Origin of the sequence: Streptomyces sp. NPDC001868, from assembly GCF_040297125.1 — a bacterium.
In the GTDB taxonomy this organism is placed as follows: domain Bacteria; phylum Actinomycetota; class Actinomycetes; order Streptomycetales; family Streptomycetaceae; genus Streptomyces.
The window spans coordinates 30,772-50,401 of record NZ_JBEOYO010000029.1; the positions used below are offsets into that span (position 1 = coordinate 30,772).

At 69.9% G+C, this 19,630-nt stretch carries 12 protein-coding genes and 1 pseudogene; 7 read left to right on the forward strand and 6 right to left on the reverse strand.

The features are described 5' to 3' along the window. Positions 1–949: 949 nt before the first annotated feature. From ABT147_RS28940 to ABT147_RS28950, 3 genes are all read right to left on the reverse strand, one after another. Complete coding sequence (locus ABT147_RS28940) at positions 950–1,333, reverse strand: ANTAR domain-containing protein (RefSeq protein WP_351411393.1); 384 nt, start codon at positions 1,331–1,333, stop codon at positions 950–952. Between the two features lie 140 nt (positions 1,334–1,473). Further along, positions 1,474–2,445 (reverse strand): GNAT family N-acetyltransferase, encoded by a 972-nt coding sequence (locus ABT147_RS28945; protein WP_351411395.1) that lies wholly within the window; start codon positions 2,443–2,445, stop codon positions 1,474–1,476. A gap of 113 nt (positions 2,446–2,558) precedes the next feature. After that, positions 2,559–3,623 carry an FAD-dependent oxidoreductase gene (locus ABT147_RS28950; RefSeq protein ID WP_351411397.1) on the reverse strand — a complete coding sequence of 355 codons (1,065 nt, stop codon included), beginning with the start codon at positions 3,621–3,623 and terminating at the stop codon, positions 2,559–2,561. 112 nt (positions 3,624–3,735) lie between these two features. Between ABT147_RS28950 and ABT147_RS28955 the strand changes: the two genes are divergently transcribed. The 5 genes and pseudogenes from ABT147_RS28955 to ABT147_RS28980 all read left to right on the forward strand — a co-directional run bounded on the left by ABT147_RS28955 (position 3,736) and on the right by ABT147_RS28980 (position 13,119). After that, a complete protein-coding gene (locus ABT147_RS28955) occupies positions 3,736–4,437 on the forward strand; it encodes a TetR/AcrR family transcriptional regulator (protein WP_351411399.1) in 702 nt (233 codons plus the stop codon). 228 nt (positions 4,438–4,665) lie between these two features. Further along, positions 4,666–4,974, forward strand: coding sequence for a hypothetical protein (locus tag ABT147_RS28960; RefSeq protein WP_351411402.1), 309 nt, complete (start codon positions 4,666–4,668; stop codon positions 4,972–4,974). A 1,322-nt stretch (positions 4,975–6,296) separates the two neighbouring features. Beyond that, positions 6,297–9,661, forward strand: a pseudogene (locus ABT147_RS47425) (RHS repeat-associated core domain-containing protein). Between the two features lie 156 nt (positions 9,662–9,817). Further along, positions 9,818–10,003, forward strand: coding sequence for a hypothetical protein (locus tag ABT147_RS28975; protein WP_351411408.1), 186 nt, complete (start codon positions 9,818–9,820; stop codon positions 10,001–10,003). 191 nt (positions 10,004–10,194) lie between these two features. Then, the gene (locus ABT147_RS28980) at positions 10,195–13,119 is read left to right on the forward strand and encodes a tetratricopeptide repeat protein (protein WP_351411410.1); all 2,925 of its coding nucleotides are present in this window, start codon (positions 10,195–10,197) and stop codon (positions 13,117–13,119) included. Between the two features lie 150 nt (positions 13,120–13,269). Here ABT147_RS28980 and ABT147_RS28985 read toward each other — a convergent pair whose 3' ends face one another. Beyond that, positions 13,270–13,716: a DUF6086 family protein gene (locus ABT147_RS28985; RefSeq protein WP_351411412.1), complete on the reverse strand. Its 447-nt coding sequence runs from the start codon at positions 13,714–13,716 to the stop codon at positions 13,270–13,272. A gap of 259 nt (positions 13,717–13,975) precedes the next feature. Here ABT147_RS28985 and ABT147_RS28990 point away from each other — a divergent pair, with 259 nt between their 5' ends. Then, complete coding sequence (locus tag ABT147_RS28990) at positions 13,976–15,448, forward strand: aminotransferase class I/II-fold pyridoxal phosphate-dependent enzyme (protein ID WP_351411414.1); 1,473 nt, start codon at positions 13,976–13,978, stop codon at positions 15,446–15,448. 435 nt (positions 15,449–15,883) lie between these two features. On the opposite strand, the gene ABT147_RS28995 is transcribed toward ABT147_RS28990, so the two are convergent. Both ABT147_RS28995 and ABT147_RS29000 read right to left on the reverse strand, forming a co-directional pair. Next, positions 15,884–16,546, reverse strand: a complete 663-nt coding sequence (locus ABT147_RS28995) for a response regulator (RefSeq protein WP_351411416.1) — start codon at positions 16,544–16,546, stop codon at positions 15,884–15,886. Next, entirely contained in the window at positions 16,543–17,832 is a 1,290-nt protein-coding gene (locus ABT147_RS29000; protein WP_351411418.1) for a sensor histidine kinase, read from the reverse strand. Before ABT147_RS29000 ends, ABT147_RS28995 begins: the two co-directional genes overlap by 4 nt. A 287-nt stretch (positions 17,833–18,119) precedes the next feature. Between ABT147_RS29000 and ABT147_RS29005 the strand changes: the two genes are divergently transcribed. Continuing rightward, the gene (locus ABT147_RS29005) at positions 18,120–19,610 is read left to right on the forward strand and encodes an alpha/beta hydrolase family protein (protein ID WP_351411420.1); all 1,491 of its coding nucleotides are present in this window, start codon (positions 18,120–18,122) and stop codon (positions 19,608–19,610) included. The last annotated feature ends 20 nt before the right edge of the window (positions 19,611–19,630 follow it).

Here is a 19,630-nt window from a genome sequence, read left to right on the forward strand (position 1 = left end):
AGCCGGCAGGCGAACGCGGCGATCGCGATGCACGCGGCCTTGCGCCCGCCCCTTTCAACCGGACGGTTGATGAGAATCAGCGATGCCTCGGCAGCCTGTGTGCCCGAAGCGTCTGGAGGATCACTCCGCGAGGCGGCGCTTCCACCAGGGATCTGTGGGCGGTGAGTACGGATCAGGCAGGGTCCGTGTCAAGAAGCGGTCGTCCAGGGGAGCAACCGCTCCGAGAAGTTCACGGCGTGCCCTGCGGTCCATCGCTGAGGCTGCGCCTTGCAGCAGTGTTCGCGCGTGCGTGTCCCTCCAGAGGGTGGTTCCCCACCCGCGGTTGGGGCCGTGGTCCGGCCATGGGTGAAGCGCCAGGGCCCATGCCCGGAAAGCGTGGGCGACGTGTCCGGGAGGCAACCTGCACCGAACTTCGAACTGTGCGATCTGCCGGTTCGCCGCAGCGGACAAACCAGGGATGACCTGCCGACTTCCGGCGCCCCTACGACGGGGTCGCTCGGTTCTGATCTCGCCCGGTGACCGGCGAGGCATGGGCACTTCCAGGTGGGAGGACCGGTGACCGTCCGACGGTAGGTGGCGTCGGTCCGAAGATCAAGCGGTCACCGGCGGCCGGCTGTTCGGCTTGGGCTCGGGTGGTGGCGAGGGGATAGGAGCCGGTGCCGGTTTCGATGATGGGGACGCCGAAGGCGAGGCGGTCGACGACGGCCGCGCAGAGGCGGTGGCGGTGAAGGTCGGGCAGCGCCCAGGCCGTGCGTGGGGCGGGTCCGGTGGATGCCCTGCGCGCCGTACCGGATGACGGACGGCGACGTCGTCCTCGAACCACGCGAGCACCACGGCGATGGCCGCTCGTGCGCGGCCTCGATCGCCTTCCGCCTCTCCTCATCCCCGAGCGTCCACAGCAGTTGCAGGGTCGGCTGCGGCCGGAAGACGAGCTCGGCCGCGCTGACCTTCACCTTGCGTCCGAGCGCACCGGCCCGGCGCGCGGCCGCGGGCTTCTGTCGCAAGCCGCTGATGAAGGCACAGCAGGACGCCGAGGATGCCGACCAGTTCGTAGCCGCGCAGTTGGCGACGGGGAAAAACGCCACCCCGACGACCACCCACCAGCAGCCAGCTCGCGCAGCACCTCGAATCCGGCGGTCGGCGGGATCTGGTAGGCCGTGAGGACACCGATGGCCTGGTCGACCGTCGCGCGGGAGTCGACCGCCTGCCGCAGCTGGGCATTCTCCTGCTCAAGACCGGCCGCTGTGGCGTCTCGGCGGCGAAGAGCCCAAGAGGCTGTCTGCCAGACCCCGCTGACTGGCGCGGGCAGGCGCACCGTGCCGGGCAGGCGCACCGTGCCGGGCTGGTCGGCGGCGACCAGTTGCGGGTCGGGTTACTGCGAGTGGCTGTGTCTTGCCGTCGGAACTGGCTCGGAAAATGCACGAGTTCTGACAGGACCGGGCCTCCTCCTGGCGGGCCGAGCGCGGTGGTTGGTCACCTCCAGTCGTCGATCACATACGCGTCAGGGTGGTTGTACCCGGGTTCGTTGGGCCTGTGCATGGTCACGCCCTGCAACCAGGTACGGAAGCCGCGGTCGATCATGCGCCGGTAGGCATCGGGGCGGCTCAGGTTCATGCCGGCGTCCAGTTGTCCCAGGCCGCGCTCGGCGGCCAACCGCTCGCACGCGTCGAGCAGTCGCTCGAACCGGTCGGCGGCCTCCGGACCAGGACGTACGGCGCCGAATTTGACGAAGCACACGTCCGTGCCAGCCTCCGACCCGGCTCCGCAGTGGCAGACGGCCAGGCCGTCGAGCTCGGAGCCGGCGCCATGGAGCAGGATGGTGTCACCGAGTCCCTGCGCGTGCGCGGCCACGATCTCGCGTTCCAGGCTCAGGCCCTCGTACACGGCTCCGGTCAGTGCGCGACACAGGCTCAGCGCTTCGGACCGCTGGGCGGCGGGCAGTTCCCCGTAGAGCACCCGGCCGGGGACTGCGGCACCGTCTGTGACCTGCTTCTTCATGATGGCTGTGAGGAATCGGGGCCAGAAACCGTACCGGCGGTAGAGCTCAAGATGCTTGGGACTGTGAGCGAAGGTGAACAGGCCGAGGTGGCGATTCCCCCAGGCGTCGAAGCAGTCGATGACCGGATCCATCAGGCGTCTGCCGATGCCCTGGTCCCACAGATCCGGACGTACGGTCAGCGGTCCGAAGAACCCGACGCTGCCCCAGTTGGCGGCGAAATTCGATCCGACCACTTCGCCCTCGACCGTCGCCGCGAACGCCGCCTGTGGATCGGCCGCCCAGCGGGTGCGGACGTAGTCGACGGTCCCGAACGGATCAGGTGCTCCCAGGAAGGTCCCGAAGGCGACCCTGCAGATCTCATCGGCCCGATCCAGGTCCGCCTCATCCAGCGGGCGGACTGATACCGGGGCCGCGCCACTCTTGCGCTCCGCTGCTGGTAGGACCATCGCTCTCTCCTCGCTACCCCCGTTCCATCGCACCACGGAGGTGCGCCTCAGGCGAGGCGAACGGTCCGGCGACACCCCCGAGGATCGAGGAGCAAGCCGGTCCTCGCGATCGCTCAGGATCCGTCGGCGGTGTGGCTCAGGGGCTGCCCCTGTGACCCGTCCTGACCCTGGGGGCCGCCGTTGAGGAGGTCGATGAGTCCGAACGGTGCGCGGTCGCCGAGGCAAAGGTCCAGGATGTCGTGGGCGTCGGCGTAGAAAGACTCGCTGCGGGGGAACAGCGCCTCTTCGTAGGCGGTGAGTGCCGCTTCGATGTCGTCGGGGTGTGCGGCGATCGCCTGGGTGAGTTCGGTGCCGTCGAGCATGGCCAGGTTCGCGCCGTCGCCCGAGGGCGGCATCAGGTGCGCGGCATCGCCGAGGAGCGTCACCCCGGGCACGCGGTCCCATCGGTGTCCGTCCGGGAGAGTGTGGATCATGCGTGCGACCGGAGCGGTCTCGCCGTCGGTGATCAGCGCCATGAGCTCCGGAGTCCACCCGTCGAACTCGGCCGCGACCCGAGCGGTCACGGCGGCGGCATCAGCGAAGTCGATGTCGGCGGTCGCGGTGTGCCGCTCGTCGACGTCGTACAGGTAGGTCTCGATGAAGGTCGTGCCGATGTACTCGGGTTCGGCGTCGGAGAGCAGCGGACGGATCCTCGACCAGGCGCCGTCGGCACCGACGAGGAGACTGCTGGTCACGGCCGAGCCGTCGGCGAACGTCAGCTCGTGCCGTCCGTCGCCGAGGGGCCGGACACCAGTGACCTTGTGCCCCCGCTGGACCGTCTGGTCGGGCAGGGAGTCGAGCAGTATCCGACGCAGATCTCCTCGGAGCACCTCAGGACGCCGCGCCATGCCGTCGTCGGGGGCGTCGAACAGCACCTTGCCGTGCTGGTCGAGCACGCGCGACGCCTCGGCGCCTTCGGGGATGATCGCGCGGAACTCGTCGGTGAGACCGGCCTCTGCGAGGGCTCGCTGTCCGTCGTCCTGGTGGATGTCGAGCTGGCCGCCCTGCGCGCGGGACTCGGCCGAGGGGTCGGCCTCGTAGACCGTTGCGGGGATGCCATGGACGTACAGGACCCGGGCGAGAGTCAGGCCGCCGAGGCCGGCGCCGACGATGGCGATCGAGTGGTGGCGGGTCTTCACGACTTCCTCGTTCCCGTGCGGGCGGAGCGCCGGGCGCCTGCCGGACACTAATATGGATCCGTGTTCCATAAGCAATATGGAACACGGATCCACGGTGTGCCAAAATGAGGTCATGCCACGGACACGAGGAAGAGCACCCGATGGGAAAGGGCGTGCCGATGCCCTCTCGCGAGAGATCATCGTCAGCGCGGCCGTCGCGCTGCTGGACGAACTCGGCGAGCGGGGACTCACCTTCCGACTGCTGGCCAAACAGCTGAACACCGGCCTGGGCGCGCTGTACTGGCACGTGGCGAACAAGGACGAGCTCGTCGCCCTGGCCGCCGATCAGGTGCTCGGCCAGGCCCTCACAGCGGCCCCCCGTTCCGAGGACGGCGCCGGCGCCGAGCTGCGCGCGCTCGCCATCGCCGTCTTCGACACCCTTGACCGGCACCCGTGGGCAGCGTCCCACGTCAACGCGCCGCCCACGCTGGCGAACGCACTGCACCTGCTCGACCGCATCGGCACACTGACCGCACGAACCGGGCTGCCCGCCGCACGGCATTTCGCGGTCTCCACCGCGATCTCCTACTACATCACCGGCGTCAGCGCCCAGATCGTCGCCCCACGCACCGCCGCCGACAAGACCACCAGCCGCGACGCCTTCCTCGCCCAGACCGCCGAACACTGGGAAAAACTCGACCCCGCCGACTACCCCTTCCTGACGCGCACCACCACGGAACTACGCGACCACGACGACCGCGACCAGTTCACCACCGGCCTCGACCTGCTCCTGACCGGCCTGAACGCGACCGCAGACCCACTACCACCCGCGTGATCCCGCGCTTCAGTCGGTGCGGTGTCGGTTGTTCAGCCGCGCCGCCGTTCCTCACCATGATCGTCGCTGCGACATCGGCGCCTTCTGCGTGACTCCCTGTGCACTCGTCCGGGGCACCATCGGGCGCCGTTGACACGCAGGAGTGTCGTGCGCTTCTCGCGGACGAAGTGACCAGAAGCCCAGCCCGGCAGCGACCTCGGGCGCCGAGTGCTGCCGGACGACCACACAGTGGTCGAGGTCACCGGCGCCCCGAGCAGCGCGCCGTCGCGCCGGGCGCGAAGGGAAGTCCGCAACGGCGCGTGCGCCCACATGTTCGCCGGAGCCACGCTCCCGGACGCGCGAGGCCGTGGCGCCCAGTCCGCGCTGCTCGCCGCCCGCCTCCGCGCGGCCCCAGCCGAGGGCTGCCGATGGATCGTCGCCGAGACCGGCGTGGAGGGCCCCGGTGAACACAACCCGTCCCTGCGCAACCTGGTACGCGCCGGCTTCGAGCCGATGTACGACCGGCCCGACTGGCTGTGGCACGCGAGACCGAAGTGACGGTCCGTAGCGCACCGGAGGAACAGCCCGAACAGCCTCACAGCATGTCATCCACGCAGCACGAGCCCCGTCACAGGCTCCGACTGCTGCCCCGTACCCGAGACGATCCACGGACCAGGCAGGACGGCCATGACCACGCTCTCCACAGCCCGAACCACCTCACCGCAACGGCCCAAGCGGGCCCGTTGGACCATCCCGGCCCGGCTGCGCAAGAGCATCCTGGTCACGCATGTCGTCTCGGCGGGAGCCTGGATCGGCATCGATGTCATCTCCATCGTCCTGGTGGCGATCGGCTGGGTACGCGCGGGCGACGACCGCACCGCCGTATACCGCGCACTCGCGGACTTCTTCGTCGTCCCCCTCCTACTGTCGGCCCTCATAACAGGGACGATCTGCCTGATCACCGGCTTCCTGCTGGGGTTGGCGACCAAGTGGGGCCTCGTACGCTTCTGGTGGGTCGCTGTGAAGCTGGTCCTCAACGTCGTCCGCCTGCGCGATGATGCCGGCTTTCCTGGGCCCCATCACCGAACTCGCCACGGGCGAGCAACCGTTGCAGGACATCTGGTTCGTCTCGTTCCCCGGAGCCTCCGCCCTGGCGCTCCTGAGCTTTGCCACAGTGCTCTCGGTCTTCAAACCATGGGGCCGAGTCCGCGAGTCGGGGCCCATGCGTGTTGCAGAACGCCGCTGGTAGGCCAGCCTGAGCCGGCCTGTTGGCGTGACTGGTCACGCGGGCGAGGGCGAGGTTGTGCATGATGGCATCCTGCCGCGCCCGCACCCGCACCCGCTCGGCGCTCAACACCCCAGCCGTACAACGGAGATGCCCTGTCGCGGGAGGAGGCATTGCGGTCATGGTACGAGCCGAAGGGGAGATGTACTCATGTGCGTGGGAGCGGAACACGAATGTGCCGTAGGAGGCGAGCAGGGGCTGTACCTCTTCGAACTGCTCACCTGAGACGCGATCCTCGCTCCGGTCGCGAACCTGTTCAGACAGTGCCCGGACTCACAGTTCCGCACGCATGCAAAACACATCTTCTCGGTGGCGAGGGGCGGTTGAGGCCTGTGCGCAGGGGTCTTGGTCCTCGTTGCAGCCGGGCGGAACCAGGGCCGGCGCGCGCTCTCGGCTGAACTCCCGTATGAAGGCCCGCACCGTGACGGCGTGGAAGGATTTGCCCGGTTCAACAGCCTCAAGAGGTAGGACTGATTCCTGCCCGCATAGGAAGCGATTTCAGGGGAACGCCGCACCGGTTTGTGTGTTTCCTATGACAGCTTGTGCGGCACCCGTGACCGCTGGGGTCACTGGTCGAATCCTGTGGGGGAAGCTGATGCACTCGCGTGCCCTACGCACGCCGTCTCGGCGTGCCCGGAGATCACCAAGAATCGCTCTCGCCGCCGCCATCACCACGGCGGCATTGGTCGTGGCCGCCGCTCCCGTTCTGGCAGCCGCTCCCGAACCCGAACTGCCCAAGCCCGAAAGCCCGTGGACGAAGCCGACGAAGGTCGAGGCGCCGGCCACGCCGACCGGCGTGACGAAGGCCCCGGCCTCCCGGGCCGAGACCGAGCCGTCGTCCGAGGTGACCGCCTGGCGCTCCACGCAGAAGGCCCGCTCCGCCGGGAAGACGGATACAGCCCGGACCAGCGCCGCTGCCGCTGCCGCTCCCGACGCGACTCCGTACGTGCCCGAGGGTCAGGGCCAAGTGCCCTGGCACCGCCTCCTCGACACCCGCCTCAGCGACTCCCTGGTCGCGCGGACGAACCTGTCCAACGGCAACCTGATGCTGGCCGCCACGGACTTCGACATCGCCGGCGTCGGCCAGAAACTCCAGCTGACCCGGACGTACAACTCACTGGAAGCGCCGTGGGGCAAGGTTTCCCAGCGCTGGTGGCAGGCGTACGAGCGTTATCTCCAGGTCCACGACGGTGGCGTGGACGTCTTCGACGCCACCGGCGACACGTTGCGCTTCAAGCAGACCAGCACCGGCGGTTACACCACCCCGACCGGCTACTCGAAGGACCTGAGGAAGAACAGCGACGGCACCTACACCCTCACCGACCGCAAGTCCGGCAGCCGCGACACCTACGACGCGAACGGCACGCTGCTGAAGGTGGAGGACAAGAACAAGGGTGCCATCACCGTCGACCAGCACGGCGAGGGCGACGCGCACAAGGGCTTCAAGCTGACCGAGACCCGGTCCGGCCGGTGGATCGAACTGGCCAAGACGTACGCCGACCAGTGGCAGGCCAAGGACCACACCGGCCGTACCGCCGTGTTCGACCTCGATGCGCACGGCAACCTGGCGAAGACGACCGACACCGCCGGCAAGGCCACGATGTACGAGTACGACGGCGACGGCCGCGTGACGAAGGTGACCACCGCCGAGGGCACGGTCACCCTGTTCACCTACGACGGCCAGAACCGCGTCACTTCCATGCAACGCGCCACCGAGTCCACCGGCAGCGGTCACACAGGACCGACCTGGCGCTTCGACTACTCGGCCACCACCCCCTCGGCGGAGGGCACGACCACGGTCACCGACCCCGACGGCGACAGGACGGTCCACACGCACAACGGGGACGGTGAGGTCACCAAGGTCACCGACCCGCTCCAGCACTCCCGCCACAGCAAGTACACCAACCATCTGCTGCAAACGGCCACGGACGCCATGGGTACGGGCGCGGACGGCACCGGCGGCAGCACCACCACGTACGGCTGGGACGCCCGCAACAACGCCAATTCGGCCAAGCCAAGCTCCCCCTGGGGGCGACGGCGTCGGTGACGGCGTACCAGACGATCGCGGGCACCGACCTGCCCAACGACTTCACCAGCGCGGACGGTCGCAAGGACTCCTTCAAGTACGACGCCAACGGCAACACGATGTCGGTGACCACCTCCGGCACCGCGGGCGCGACCCGTGAGTACACGTACAACAAGGCCACCCCGACCTGTGACGGCTTCGAGGGCCAGCGCTGCACGGCCAAGGACGGCAACGGCAAGGTCACCTCCTTCACCTACGACGCGCAGGGCAATCTGAAGAAGGTCACCCCGCCCGCGCCGCTGGGCGCCACCACGTACACCTATGACGCGCTGGGCCGGGTGGAGACGGCGACGGACGGACGCGGCATCAAGACGGTGTACGGCTACGACACCCGCGACCGCGTGAAGACGGTGTCCTCCACCAATGTCACCGTCACCTACTCCTACGACGGCGACGGCAACCTCAAGTCCCGTACGGACGCCTCCGGCACCACGAAGTGGGACTACGACAGGCTCAACCGGGAGAAGGTCCGCACCCTGCAGAACGGCGCTCAGACCGCGCTCGCCTACACCCCGGGCGGCGACGTCGACCACTACACCGACCCGACCGGCAGGACGGACTACACCTGGGACGCCGCGGGCCGCCTGGACCACCTGACCGACCCGGCCGGCAAGAAGACCGACTTCGACTACGACAACAACGACAGGCGCACCAAGACCGTCTACCCCGGCGGCACCACCCAGTCCGTCGGCATCGACAAGAACGGCCGTCCCGAGACCGTCAAGTCCGTGTCCGGGACCACGGTCCTGACCAACCTCGCCTACAGCTACACCAACGCGGGCAAGGACACCACCAAGATCCGCACCCGCACCGACAACGCCACCGGGCGCAGGACCACCTACACCTACGACTCCCAGGACCGTCTGTCCTACGCGCTGGAGGCCGATGCGGCGGGCACGCGGACGGCATCCTGGCTGTACTGCTTCGACAAGGCCGGCAACCTCACCTCCCAGGACGGCAGCGCCTCCACCTGCCCGGGCAGCGCGGTGTTCACCTACAACGACGCCTCCCAGCTGACCGGTCTGACGGGCTCGGCGACGCCGTGGTCGTACGACAAGGTCGGCAACGAGACCGCCGGCGGACGGGTCGCCGCGAGCGCGCGCACGAACGAGACGTGGACGGACCACAGCCAGCTGTCCGGCATCACGGTCGGCGGCACGGCCTACGACCTGGTGCACGCGGGCACCGACAACTCCGAGCGCACGAAGCTGGGTTCGACCTGGTTCCACCACACCGCGCTGGGACTCGCGTCCACGACGACGAACGACGTCGAAACCGGATTCGTCCGCGAGCCGACGGGCACCTTGAACTCCATGACGACCGGGGGGAAGTCCTACTACTACCTCACCGACGCCACCGGCAATGTCCTGGGCCTGGTCGATGACTCGGGCAAGCGCACCCACACCTACTCCTACGGCCCGGCCGGTCTGCCGCGAGCGACGCCCACGGAGGCGGCGCCCCAGCCGTTCCGCTACAGCGGCGCCTACCTGGACCCGACGGGCCTGTACAAGATGGGCGCCCGTTACTACGACCCCCAAGTCGGCCGCTTCACCCAGCCCGACCCGTCGGGGCAGGAGAAGAACCCCTACCTGTACGCGGCCGGAGACCCCATCAACAACAGCGACCCCACCGGGCTGTTCAGCTTCTCCGACCTGCTCGACAAGGGCAGCGATGTTTTCGGCGTCGTCACGGGTTGCCTGGCGGGAGTCGGAGCCGCGGCGGAAACCGGAGTCATCACCTACGCCGCCGCGGTCGGCGGTGTGGTCGGCGCGGGAGTCGGCAGTGCCGTAGGCGCTGGTACTGCCGTGGTCACCAGCTGCGCGCTTGGAGGTACCGCTGGATACTACGGAGCGGACATCCTCACCTACGGGTGACGCGCACGGAATAGCCGAACAGGGGTATACGGCCACTGCATATGACTGTTGGGTCGGGATTGGGCCGGGATTGGGTCGGGAATTGATTCCCGACCGACCCGACAGTCGCCCGCGAATTTCGGAAGGAGCGCTGGGATGCGAGGGAGGGACGCGTCGATGAGTGATGCGATCAAGGGAGTGCGAACCTTTTCCGCGATTTCGATCATCGGCGGAATATGTGCGTGCATCGCAGGAACAGTCACGGGCGACACCGTGCCGATCGTGCTCGGAGTGATCGCAGTAGCGGGCGGAGTGATTCTGGCGGTCTTCGCCTTCCTGGCCCATCGGAAGACTCGCTCCTGACACGACGCTTCGGGTTCGACGCCTGGCCAACAACGAAATGCACCTGGCAGAACGCGGGCCGGCCTCGTCAACTTGCTTGCCGCTGCCGAAAGTTGGGATGTTCGTTCCGTCGAAGGACGGCTCGGGCCGGGCGATCGTGACCCGGTTCCGGGCCAGGGGACCCTTTGCCATACTGGCGGCGGGGGTGCGGGATGGCAGACCAGCGTCCGGCGCGGCAGGAGTTGATCCGGCGTCGGCGCCGGAGCGGCTTCGTGGGGCGCCGCGGGGAGATGAACGCGTTCCGGGAGAACCTCGCCCGGGATCCGGAGAGCGACGACTACCAGTTCCTCTTCCATGTGCGCGGCAACGCCGGTGTGGGCAAGACCTCGCTGCTGCGGCAGTGGGAGGCGGTCGCCCGCGATCACGGCGCGACGACGGTGTACCTCGACGACGGTGTGCACAGTGCCGTGGAGGCGATGGAGGCGGTCGGAGAGCGGCTGGGCCGCCAGGGGTTGGAGCTGCGCCGGTTCGACAGACTGCTGGCCACGTTCCGCCAGCGCAGCCATGAGGCGCAGTCGGCACGGGACACGCAGGCGGCCGCGGACGACGGCAGCACGGCGCAGCCGCCCACGGCCTCGCTCCCGGGGGCGGTCGCCGCGCAGGTGGGTCTGGCCGGCCTGCAGATGGTGCCGGTCGTCGGGGCGCTCGCCGGCGCCGTGGATCCGCAGCAGGTCGCCCAGGGCGCGGACCGGTTGCGGGCCGCGCTCGGCGCGCGGTTGCGATCCCACGACGACGTACAACTCGTCATGGACCCGGTGCGCGGTCTGACCCCGGTGTTCCTTCAGGACCTGGCCGAGGTGGCGCGGCGGCGGCCCTTGGTGGTGCTGTTCTTCGACGTGTACGAGCGAACGGGCCCGGTGCTCGACGAGTGGCTGCGTGACATCGCGTTCGGCGAGGCGCACGGCGTACTGCCGGCCAACGTACAGATCGTGCTGTCCGGGCAGGGCCGTCTGGATGCCCGGAGTTGGGGCGACTGGCTCGACCTGGTCACGGAGGTGCCGCTGGAGGTGTTCACGGAGCAGGAGGCGCGGGCGCTGCTGGCGCTGCGGGGTGTCACCGACGAGCGGGTCGTCGAGGTGGTGCTGAGTCTGTCCGGCAGGCTCCCCGTACTGGTGCACACCCTGGCGCAGGCCCGGCCCGACTCGGCCCGGACCGTGGGCGATCCATCGGGTACGGCGGTGGAGCGGTTCTTGAAGTGGGAGACGGACCCGGCACGGCGGGCCGCCGCCCTGGCCCTGGCCCTGCCTCTGCAGTTCGACGAGGACGTCTACCGTGCCCTCGCCCCTGCGGGGGCAGCCGAGCAGTACGCGTGGGTGCGCCGACTCGCCTTCGTCACCGACCAGGCCGGACGATGCCGGTATCACGAGGTCGTACGCGCCCCCATGCTGCGGCTGCAGCGCATCCAGTCCCCCGCCCGCTGGCATGCCGCGCACGACCTGCTCGCGGAGACCTTCCGCGGTTGGCGGGCGGAACGTGAGGAGGTCGTACCGGCCCCGGAGCTCTGGGGGGACGCGGCATGGCGCGAGCATCGGTCGAACGAGACCTACCACCGCCTGTGCGCCGATCCGCGCCGTGCCCTGCCCGAGGCGCTCATGGAGGCCGTCCATGCCTGCGAGCACGGAGCCGGCACGGCACGGCGCTGGGCACAGTTGCTCGCGCAGGCCGGGACGGACACCGCGGACGAGAGCCTGACGGCCTGGGGGCAACGGCTGACCGCCGCAGCCCGGGACGACGCCCTGACCGTCATGGCCGTCCTCGACGCGCTCCTCGCTCACTCCGGATGGGGCACCGCGGGACCGCTGCGTGCCCGGGTCGTCCGGGGGCGTCTCCACCGGCGTGCCGAACGGTACGAGGCGGCGCTCGCCGATCTCACCGCCGCACTGCTTCTGGAGCCGCAGCACGGTGACGCCCTGGTGGAGCGTGCCTTCACCCACGAGGCGATGGGGAACGTCGAGGACGCCCTCGCCGACCTGGACCGGGCGATCCGTGCCCAGCCCGATGGGGCCTGGACCTACGTCGTCCGGGGACGTATCCACCTGAGAGCCGGGCACCGGACGCAAGCGCTCGCTGATTTCGACCAGGCCGTCGACCTCGACCCCGAACAGGAATGGGCGCTGGCCAGCCGCGCCGAGCTCTACCGCTTTCAGGAGCGCTACGACGAGGCGCTGGAGAATCTGGACCGTGCGCTCGCCATCGATCCGTACTACACCTGGGCCTACGCGGAGCGGTCGCGATGCCTGTGGCGGCTGGAACGGTGGGACGAAGCAGTCCGCGACGCCGCGCGGGCCGCCGACCTGGACTCCGAATCGAGTTGGTACCGCGTCCATCTGGCCGACCTGCTCCTAGCCCTCGGGCGGCACGCGGAGGCCTTCCAGCAGGCCGACCAGAGCCTGGCCGACCCGGATGAACACGGTCCGCGCGGCCGCGGCTGGCCGTACACACTCCGCGCCTGGGCCCTGCACGGTCTTGGGCGCGATGCCGAAGCCCTGTCCGACCTCGATCGTGCCGTCTCCTTCGACGACGCGCAGGAGCTGGCCTTCGCGATGCGCGGTTGGCTGCGGTGGGAGGCAGGGCGGCTGGCCGAAGCGGAACAGGACTTCTGCCAGGCCCTCTCCGGTGCCCCGCGATGGCCGTGGGCGCTGGCGGGCCGCGGCGTGGTCCGCGTGTACACGGGCCGGTACGACGAGGCCGTCGACGACATCGCCCGAGCCTTCACCGTCCAGTTCGCCATCGCCGACGCCGAGAGCGAGCTGGCCCGGCCGTGTGTCGGCCTGCTACGGGAACATCTTCCGACCAACCGCGGCCCCGTCACGGCCGCGATCAGGCTCGCGGCGCTCCTCACCCACCAGATCCAGTGGCCGCATCTGGCCCGCCAAGCGGGCTCCGTCCTCGCACTGCGCCCCAGCCCCCGGCTGGTGACCGGCGCACTGCGCCTGCTGCGCCGCGCCGCCACCGCGCTGACCGACCCGCCCGAAGGCGCGGACTCCCAACGGACCGCCTATTCGCTGAGCCTGCTCTCGCCCCTCCTGCGTGTCGTGGATCCCTGGCCCCCTCCCACGGACAGAGAACCGGACTGACCCGGGAAGAGACGTGACAGAGGGCCGGGGTCAGGAACTGTGGCATCGATCACCTGACCGATGACCTTGGTGGCGACGGTGCGGCGCTGTTGTCCGAGTTCGGCGAAGAAGCTCGACTGCCCGGACTTCGGGCGCGCCTGAGGGGCCGGCTCAGCGGGCCATCCAGCGGTCCATCTCCCGTGCCCGCGTGTCCAGCGTGGTGACGACGGTGGCTGACGCGGTCCGGGGATTGGTGGGGACTTGCACGTCGCGCTGGACGCCACCACACACATGGCCAGTCCCTGGTTCGGGCATCTCCACCTCGATTCCCGCGCGCCGCGCGAGCGCGACCGCCGTCGCCACGAACCCCTCGGAGAGCGCGAGGATCACGGTCTGCCGTGTCCGGCAGTGCCAGGCGACCAGGCCGCGTACGAACTCCGCGTACACGGCCGGATCGACCTCGAGTGTGTCCGGGTCGCCCCCATACTTGCCCTGGCCGATTCCCGAGGCCAGCTTGAGCTCGGCCTCGAAGACCTCGACCTGCCGTAGGAAGAGGCGGCCGGCACCGTTCGACGGGTTCCACAGCGTCTCGTCACCGATGTCGAAGTACATGCTCATCGCCGGTCCCCCTTGCTCAGCCGCCCCGGCACAGGGTAGGAGATCGGGCGGATGGGAGGCACCTGGGTAGAACGGTGCCTCGGAGGTCCAGGGCTCGTTGGTTTGGCATGGGCCTAACTGACCGCCGCCCCGCGCGGGGCCATGAGGACGAGTTCCCGAGTTCCCCGGACAATCCACCGTTGGCGCACGGCCGTTGTGCCCTTCCGTGAGCTGGGGCTCGGATGGCGTGCGGGCCAGGATGCGGGGAACCCGGGGCCCCATGGGTACGAACCACGATGAGGCCCCGATTCTCGAAGCGCTCGTCCGATACGGGAACGCGGACGAGTTGGGGTTCACGCCCCCGGGGCACAAACAGGCGCGTGGCGCGGACCCACGCGCTCGTGCGGTTCTGGGCGACGCCGTCTTCTTCGGCGACGTCCTGGCCAACGGCGGCCTGGACGACCGGCTCGCCCGGGGCGGTGTACTGGCGCGAGCCGAGCACCTCATGGCCGACGCGGTGCACGCGGACCACACGTTCTTCTCGACGTGCGGCAGTTCGCTGTCTGTGAAGGCCGCCATGCTGGCGGTGGCCTGCCCGGGCCATCGGCTCCTCGTCGGACGGGACGCGCACAAGTCGGTGGTCGCCGGACTCATCCTGTCGGGCGTGGAGCCGGTGTGGGTGGAACCCCAGTGGGACACCTCCCGGCACCTCGCCCATCCTCCGTCGGCGGCCGCCTACGAGAAGGCGTTCACAGAGCATCCCGATGCCGACGGGGCTCTGGTGACCAGCCCGACCCCGTACGGATCCGCGGCCGACCTCGCGGGAATCGCCGATGTCTGTCACCGGCGCGGCAGGCCGCTCATCGTGGACGAGGCGTGGGGTGCGCACCTGCCCTTCCACGACGACCTGCCGTCGTGGGCGATGGACGCGGGCGCCGACATCTGTGTGACCAGCATCCACAAGATGGGCAGCGGCCTGGAACAGGGTTCGGTGTTCCACCTGCAGGGCGACCTCATCGACCCTGCCGAACTGGCCTCGCGGGCCGACCTTCTCGGCACCACCAGCCCGAACGTCCTGCTCTACGCCGGCATCGACGCGTGGCGCCGGCAGATGGTTCAGTACGGTCACGAACTCATCGGCCAAGCCCTGAAGTTGGCCGCGCGCACCCGCACGGCCATCGAGACGATCCACGGCTTTCACGTCCACGACGCGAAGGACTTCTGCGGCCCCGGCCTCGCCGACGACTTCGACCCCCTCCCCGTCGTCATGGACATCAGCGAACTGGGCACCAGCGGCTACCGCGCCGCCGACTGGCTGCGAACCCACCATCACATCGACGCCCACCTGTTCGACCACCGGCGCGTGAGCGCACAACTCACCCATGCCGACGACGAACAGACCACCACTCGTCTCCTCACCGCCCTGCGCGATCTGGCCGACCACGCCACCGAACTGCGGGACGCCCCTCAGGTCGCCGTCCCGTCCCCGGCCGATCTGCGGATGGAGCAGGCCCGCCTGCCCCGGGACGCCTACTTCGCGCACCATGCGAAGGTCCCCACCGCCGAGGCCGTCGGCAGGATCGCCGCCGAGATGATCACTCCCTACCCACCCGGTATCCCCGTGGTCCTGCCCGGCGAACGACTGACCGAGCCGGTGCTGGACTACCTGGTCACAGGAGTCGAGGCGGGCATGTTCCTGCCGGACGCGGCCGACCGGCGACTGAAGACGGTACGGGTCGTCGAGGAGGACTGACAGCGCCCGGCACCCGGCGATGCACAGGGGTTGTACGCGTCGGCCTCCGGCGGCTCCCCATCCCGCCCTACGCTGCGAGCGCTTCCGCCGCTGTGGCGGAGGCCGGGCCAGTCAGCGCGCCCCGGTAATCGATCCTGTGTCCTCACGTGCCGATCGATCCGCCGCCTGTACGCCGACGCCACCCCGCTGCGCGCGAACTGGCTCGGCTGGGAACCGGCCCAGCGCGCGCGTCAGAGCCTGGCTCCGAGTAGGAACGGACCAGGAAACCGGTGTTGCCGGCAGAACTTCTGACAGACCGCGATTCGAGGCCTTCAGGGGCGAAGGTGCCGCCCGCTGAGCCTGACGCGCACCGTCGGACGATGCTGATCAGATCGGGTACCTGCCAGGGTGCCGATCGGCTTGGCGAACTCGGTGTCGATGCGCTCCCTGCCGCTCTCATGCCGGGTGGATGAGGCGGCTTTCGTGGGCGAAGATCACGGCCTGGATCCGGTCGCGGAGTTCGAGCTTGTGCAGGATTCGCCCCAGATGGGACTTCACGGTCGCCTCCGCGAGGTACAGGGCGGCCGCGATCTCGGCGTTGGACAGACCACGGCCCACCTGGATGAGCACCTCACGCTCACGGGCGCTGAGCCGGCTCAGCCGCTCGTCGTGCTCGGCGCTGCTGCCGTCGGGGATGTGCGGGCGGAAGTTCTCCAGCAGGCGGCGGGTGATCCGCGGGGAGACCACCGCGTCGCCCGCGGCCACGCTGCGTATCGCGGTGAGCAGTTCCTCGGGCCTGGTGTTCTTCAGCAGGAAGCCCGAGGCTCCGGCGTTGAGTGCGGTGAAGGCGTATTCGTCGAGGTCGAAGGTGGTCAGGATCAGTACCCTGCTCCGCGGGGAGATCCCGATGACCTGCCGGGTCGCCTCGATCCCGTCGGTCCCGGGCATCCGGACGTCCATGAGGACGACGTCGGGGCGCAGGTCCCGGGCGAGGCGTACGGCCTGGATTCCGTCGGCGGCTTCGCCGACCGGGGCCATGTCGGGCTGGGTCTCCAGGACCGTGCTGAAGGCCATACGGAGCAGGGCTTCGTCGTCGGCGATCAGGATGCGGATCGTCATGCGGACGCCGCTCCGCTGCCGCGGAGTTGGAGGCGGGTGTGGACTCCCCAGCCGCCGCCCGGGAGCGGCCCGGCCCGCAACGTCCCCCCGTAGGCGGCCGCGCGCTCGCGCATGCCGGGGATGCCGTGGCCGGACGGGGTGGCGCCGGACCGTGGCGGACGGGGGCCGCTGTCGGTGACGTCCACCGCGACGGTCTCGGTCGAGCACTGGATCCGTACCTTCGCGTGGGTGCCGGAGGGTGTGTGCTTGAGGGTGTTGGTCAAGGCTTCCTGTACCAGGCGGTAGACGGTCAGTTGTGCGGTGGCGGGGATGTGCGTGGGGGCGCCCTGGACCTCGACGCGGGTCGGCAGCCCGGCGGCGCACATCTGGTCGGCGAGGGCGGCCAGTTGTGCGATGCCGGGCAGCGGATGGCGCTCCGCGTCCGGTTCGTCGGTCCGCAGGACGCCCAACGAGCGCCGCATGTCGGTCAGGGCCTGCCGGCCCGTCTCGGAGATCTGGAGCATCGCGGCGGTGGCCTTGTCGGGCGACCGGCGCTGCGCGTAGACGGCGGCGTCGGTGAGCGCGACCATGACGGACAGGTTGTGGGTGACGATGTCGTGCATCTCCCGGGTGATACGTGTCCTCTCCTCGGCGACGGCCAGTCGCGCCTGCTGGTCCTGCTGTCGCTCCAGTCGTACGGCCCGTTCCTGAAGGGCCGCGAGGTAGGCGCGCGTGGTCCGCACATTCACCCCCAGGACGGCGGCGGCGACGACCATCGCGGTCACCGCGACGAAGGGGGTCAGGAACGCGCCGTCCGTCGCCCAGCGCAGACAGGCCAGCAGGGCCCCGCCCTCCACGACGGCACCGGCGACCAGCGTGCTGCGCCGGCCCGAGTGCGCGGCCACTGTGTAGAGAGCCACCAGCAAGGCGATGTCCGCAGGCAGTTGGACGCCCGTCAGCCACTGGACGAAGGCCGTGGCTGCCACGGCGCCGAACACCGTGAGCGGGGCCCGGCGCCGCCACACGAGGGGCAGCGAGAGGGCCGCGGTGAGGGCCACGGCCATCGGAAGCTCCTGCGGCGCGCGCGTGGTCAGGATGTTGAGCAGGAGCAGCGCCGGCAACAGCGAGTCCCACACCATGGGCGGCTGCCGAGAGCCCCAGCGCCGGGCGGCTCTCATCGGCCGCGCCGCTCGTGCGGAGGCCAGGTCGGCGTACCCAGTCAGCCGTACGGCCGTCCACACCCGCCGCACCCGGTCCCGGTGGCGCACCGGGTGGGCGTCGCCGGGCTCTGCGGCCGCCTCGGTCATCACACGTCCCTGTCGATTCAGCGTCATCGTGGCCCCAGCCGGGGCCGCCACCACGTACAGCCGGAGCGGGATCGGACACGGGGAGCGGACCCGCGCTCCCCGGCGTGTACCGCGGCCCTGTAACGGTAGGCCGCGGGCCCGCGAAGCACATGAGTCCACCGTCTGATGGCACAGCGCGGAAGTACGACCACAGGAGGAGCCCGGCTACCCCCCACGGTCGCAAGGCCGCTCACATGGGCGTACCTCGGATTGCGACTGTGGTCGCACACGATGGCGCCCCGAGACCGATGTGGCAGCGCGTACCCCGCTCCGACGATGGCCAGGTGACCCACATCATCACGGGACCGCACATGTCCCCCCTGGAAATCCTTGCCCTGCTCGGTGCCGTCGCACTGGTGGTGGCACGCTGGCTTCCCGCCGCCGTCCGCCCACGCGTCACGATCGCTGCGGGAGCGGTGTTCGTGCTGTCCGCGATCGCGCTGAGCGTGGTGGGGATCCGCTGGCAGATGCTGCCGGTACTGGCGGGCGCCGCCTTCGCGTTGCCGTTCGCCCTCTCTCCCCTGCTGCGACGCCGTACCGGCCGGCCGACGCGGCGGGCCCGATGGTGGCTGGCGTTGCCGGGATCGGCGGCCTGCGTCGGCCTGATCGCCACGGGCCCGGCGGCCGCCTGGGCCTTTCCCGTACCGGTGTTCACCGAGCCGTCCGGCGACTTCGCGGTCGGCACCCGTGTGCTGCAGTGGACCGACCCGAACCGTCCCGAGACCGCCACCGCCGACCCTGACGACCGGCGCACGGTCGTGGTCCAGCTCTGGTACCCCGCGCGAAAGAGCCCCGCCGGCGCGCGGCGGGCCCAGTACCTCGGCCGCACGGAGCACGAGGCGCGCACCGTCTCCCAAGCCCTCGCCCGCTATACCGGCCTCCCCGGTTTCCTGGTCGACGGTGTCCCTCGTGCCCACAGTCATGCGGTCTTCGACGCCCCGGTGGCGCGCGACGGCGGACGGTTCCCGGTCGTGCTGTTCTCTCCCGGGCTGGGTGGAGTACGCACCCAGAACACCGCCTGGGCGGAGGAACTGGCCGGCGACGGCTACGTGGTCGCCGCCCTCGACCACCCGTACGACTCCGCCGCCGTCGTCCTCACCGACGGCCGGACGATCAACACCAAGATCGCCTCCACCGGAGACGACGACGAAGACGACGAACGAGCCGCCGAAACAACGGGAGTTCGGGCCGCCGACCTCAGCTTCGTCCTCACCCAGCTGGGCCATCTGGACCGAGGTGAGATCGCCGGCCCGCTGACCGGACGGCTGGACACCGGCCGGGTGGCGGTGACCGGCCACTCCCTGGGTGGCGGCGCCGCCCTGCAGGCGGCCCGCCAGGACCGCCGGTTCGACGCCGTCATCGATCTGGACGGCTACCCCCGCGACCCCGATCCGCGCCCCTACCACCAGCCGGCGCTCGCGCTCACCCAAGCCATCACCCCGGACACCGACCCGCGCTACATGCCCCGCCTCACCAAGGTCCTCAAGCTCAGCACCGCGACCAGCTACCGGCTCACCGTCCCCGGCGCCGCACACCTCACTTTCACGGACGCCCCCCTGTACCTGCCGCCTGTGCCCTCGCTGGTCGGCTCCCTGGGCCGCACCGAAAGCCCCCGCGTCACCGCCGCAGCCACTCTCGCCTTCCTGGACGCCACGCTGCGGCACAAACCCGGTGACCTGGCCGACGCTCTGTCGACCCACGGCAACCTCAGCGTCTACCAGCCGGGCAACAGCCGCTGATGAGCTGTGCGGCGGCAGCC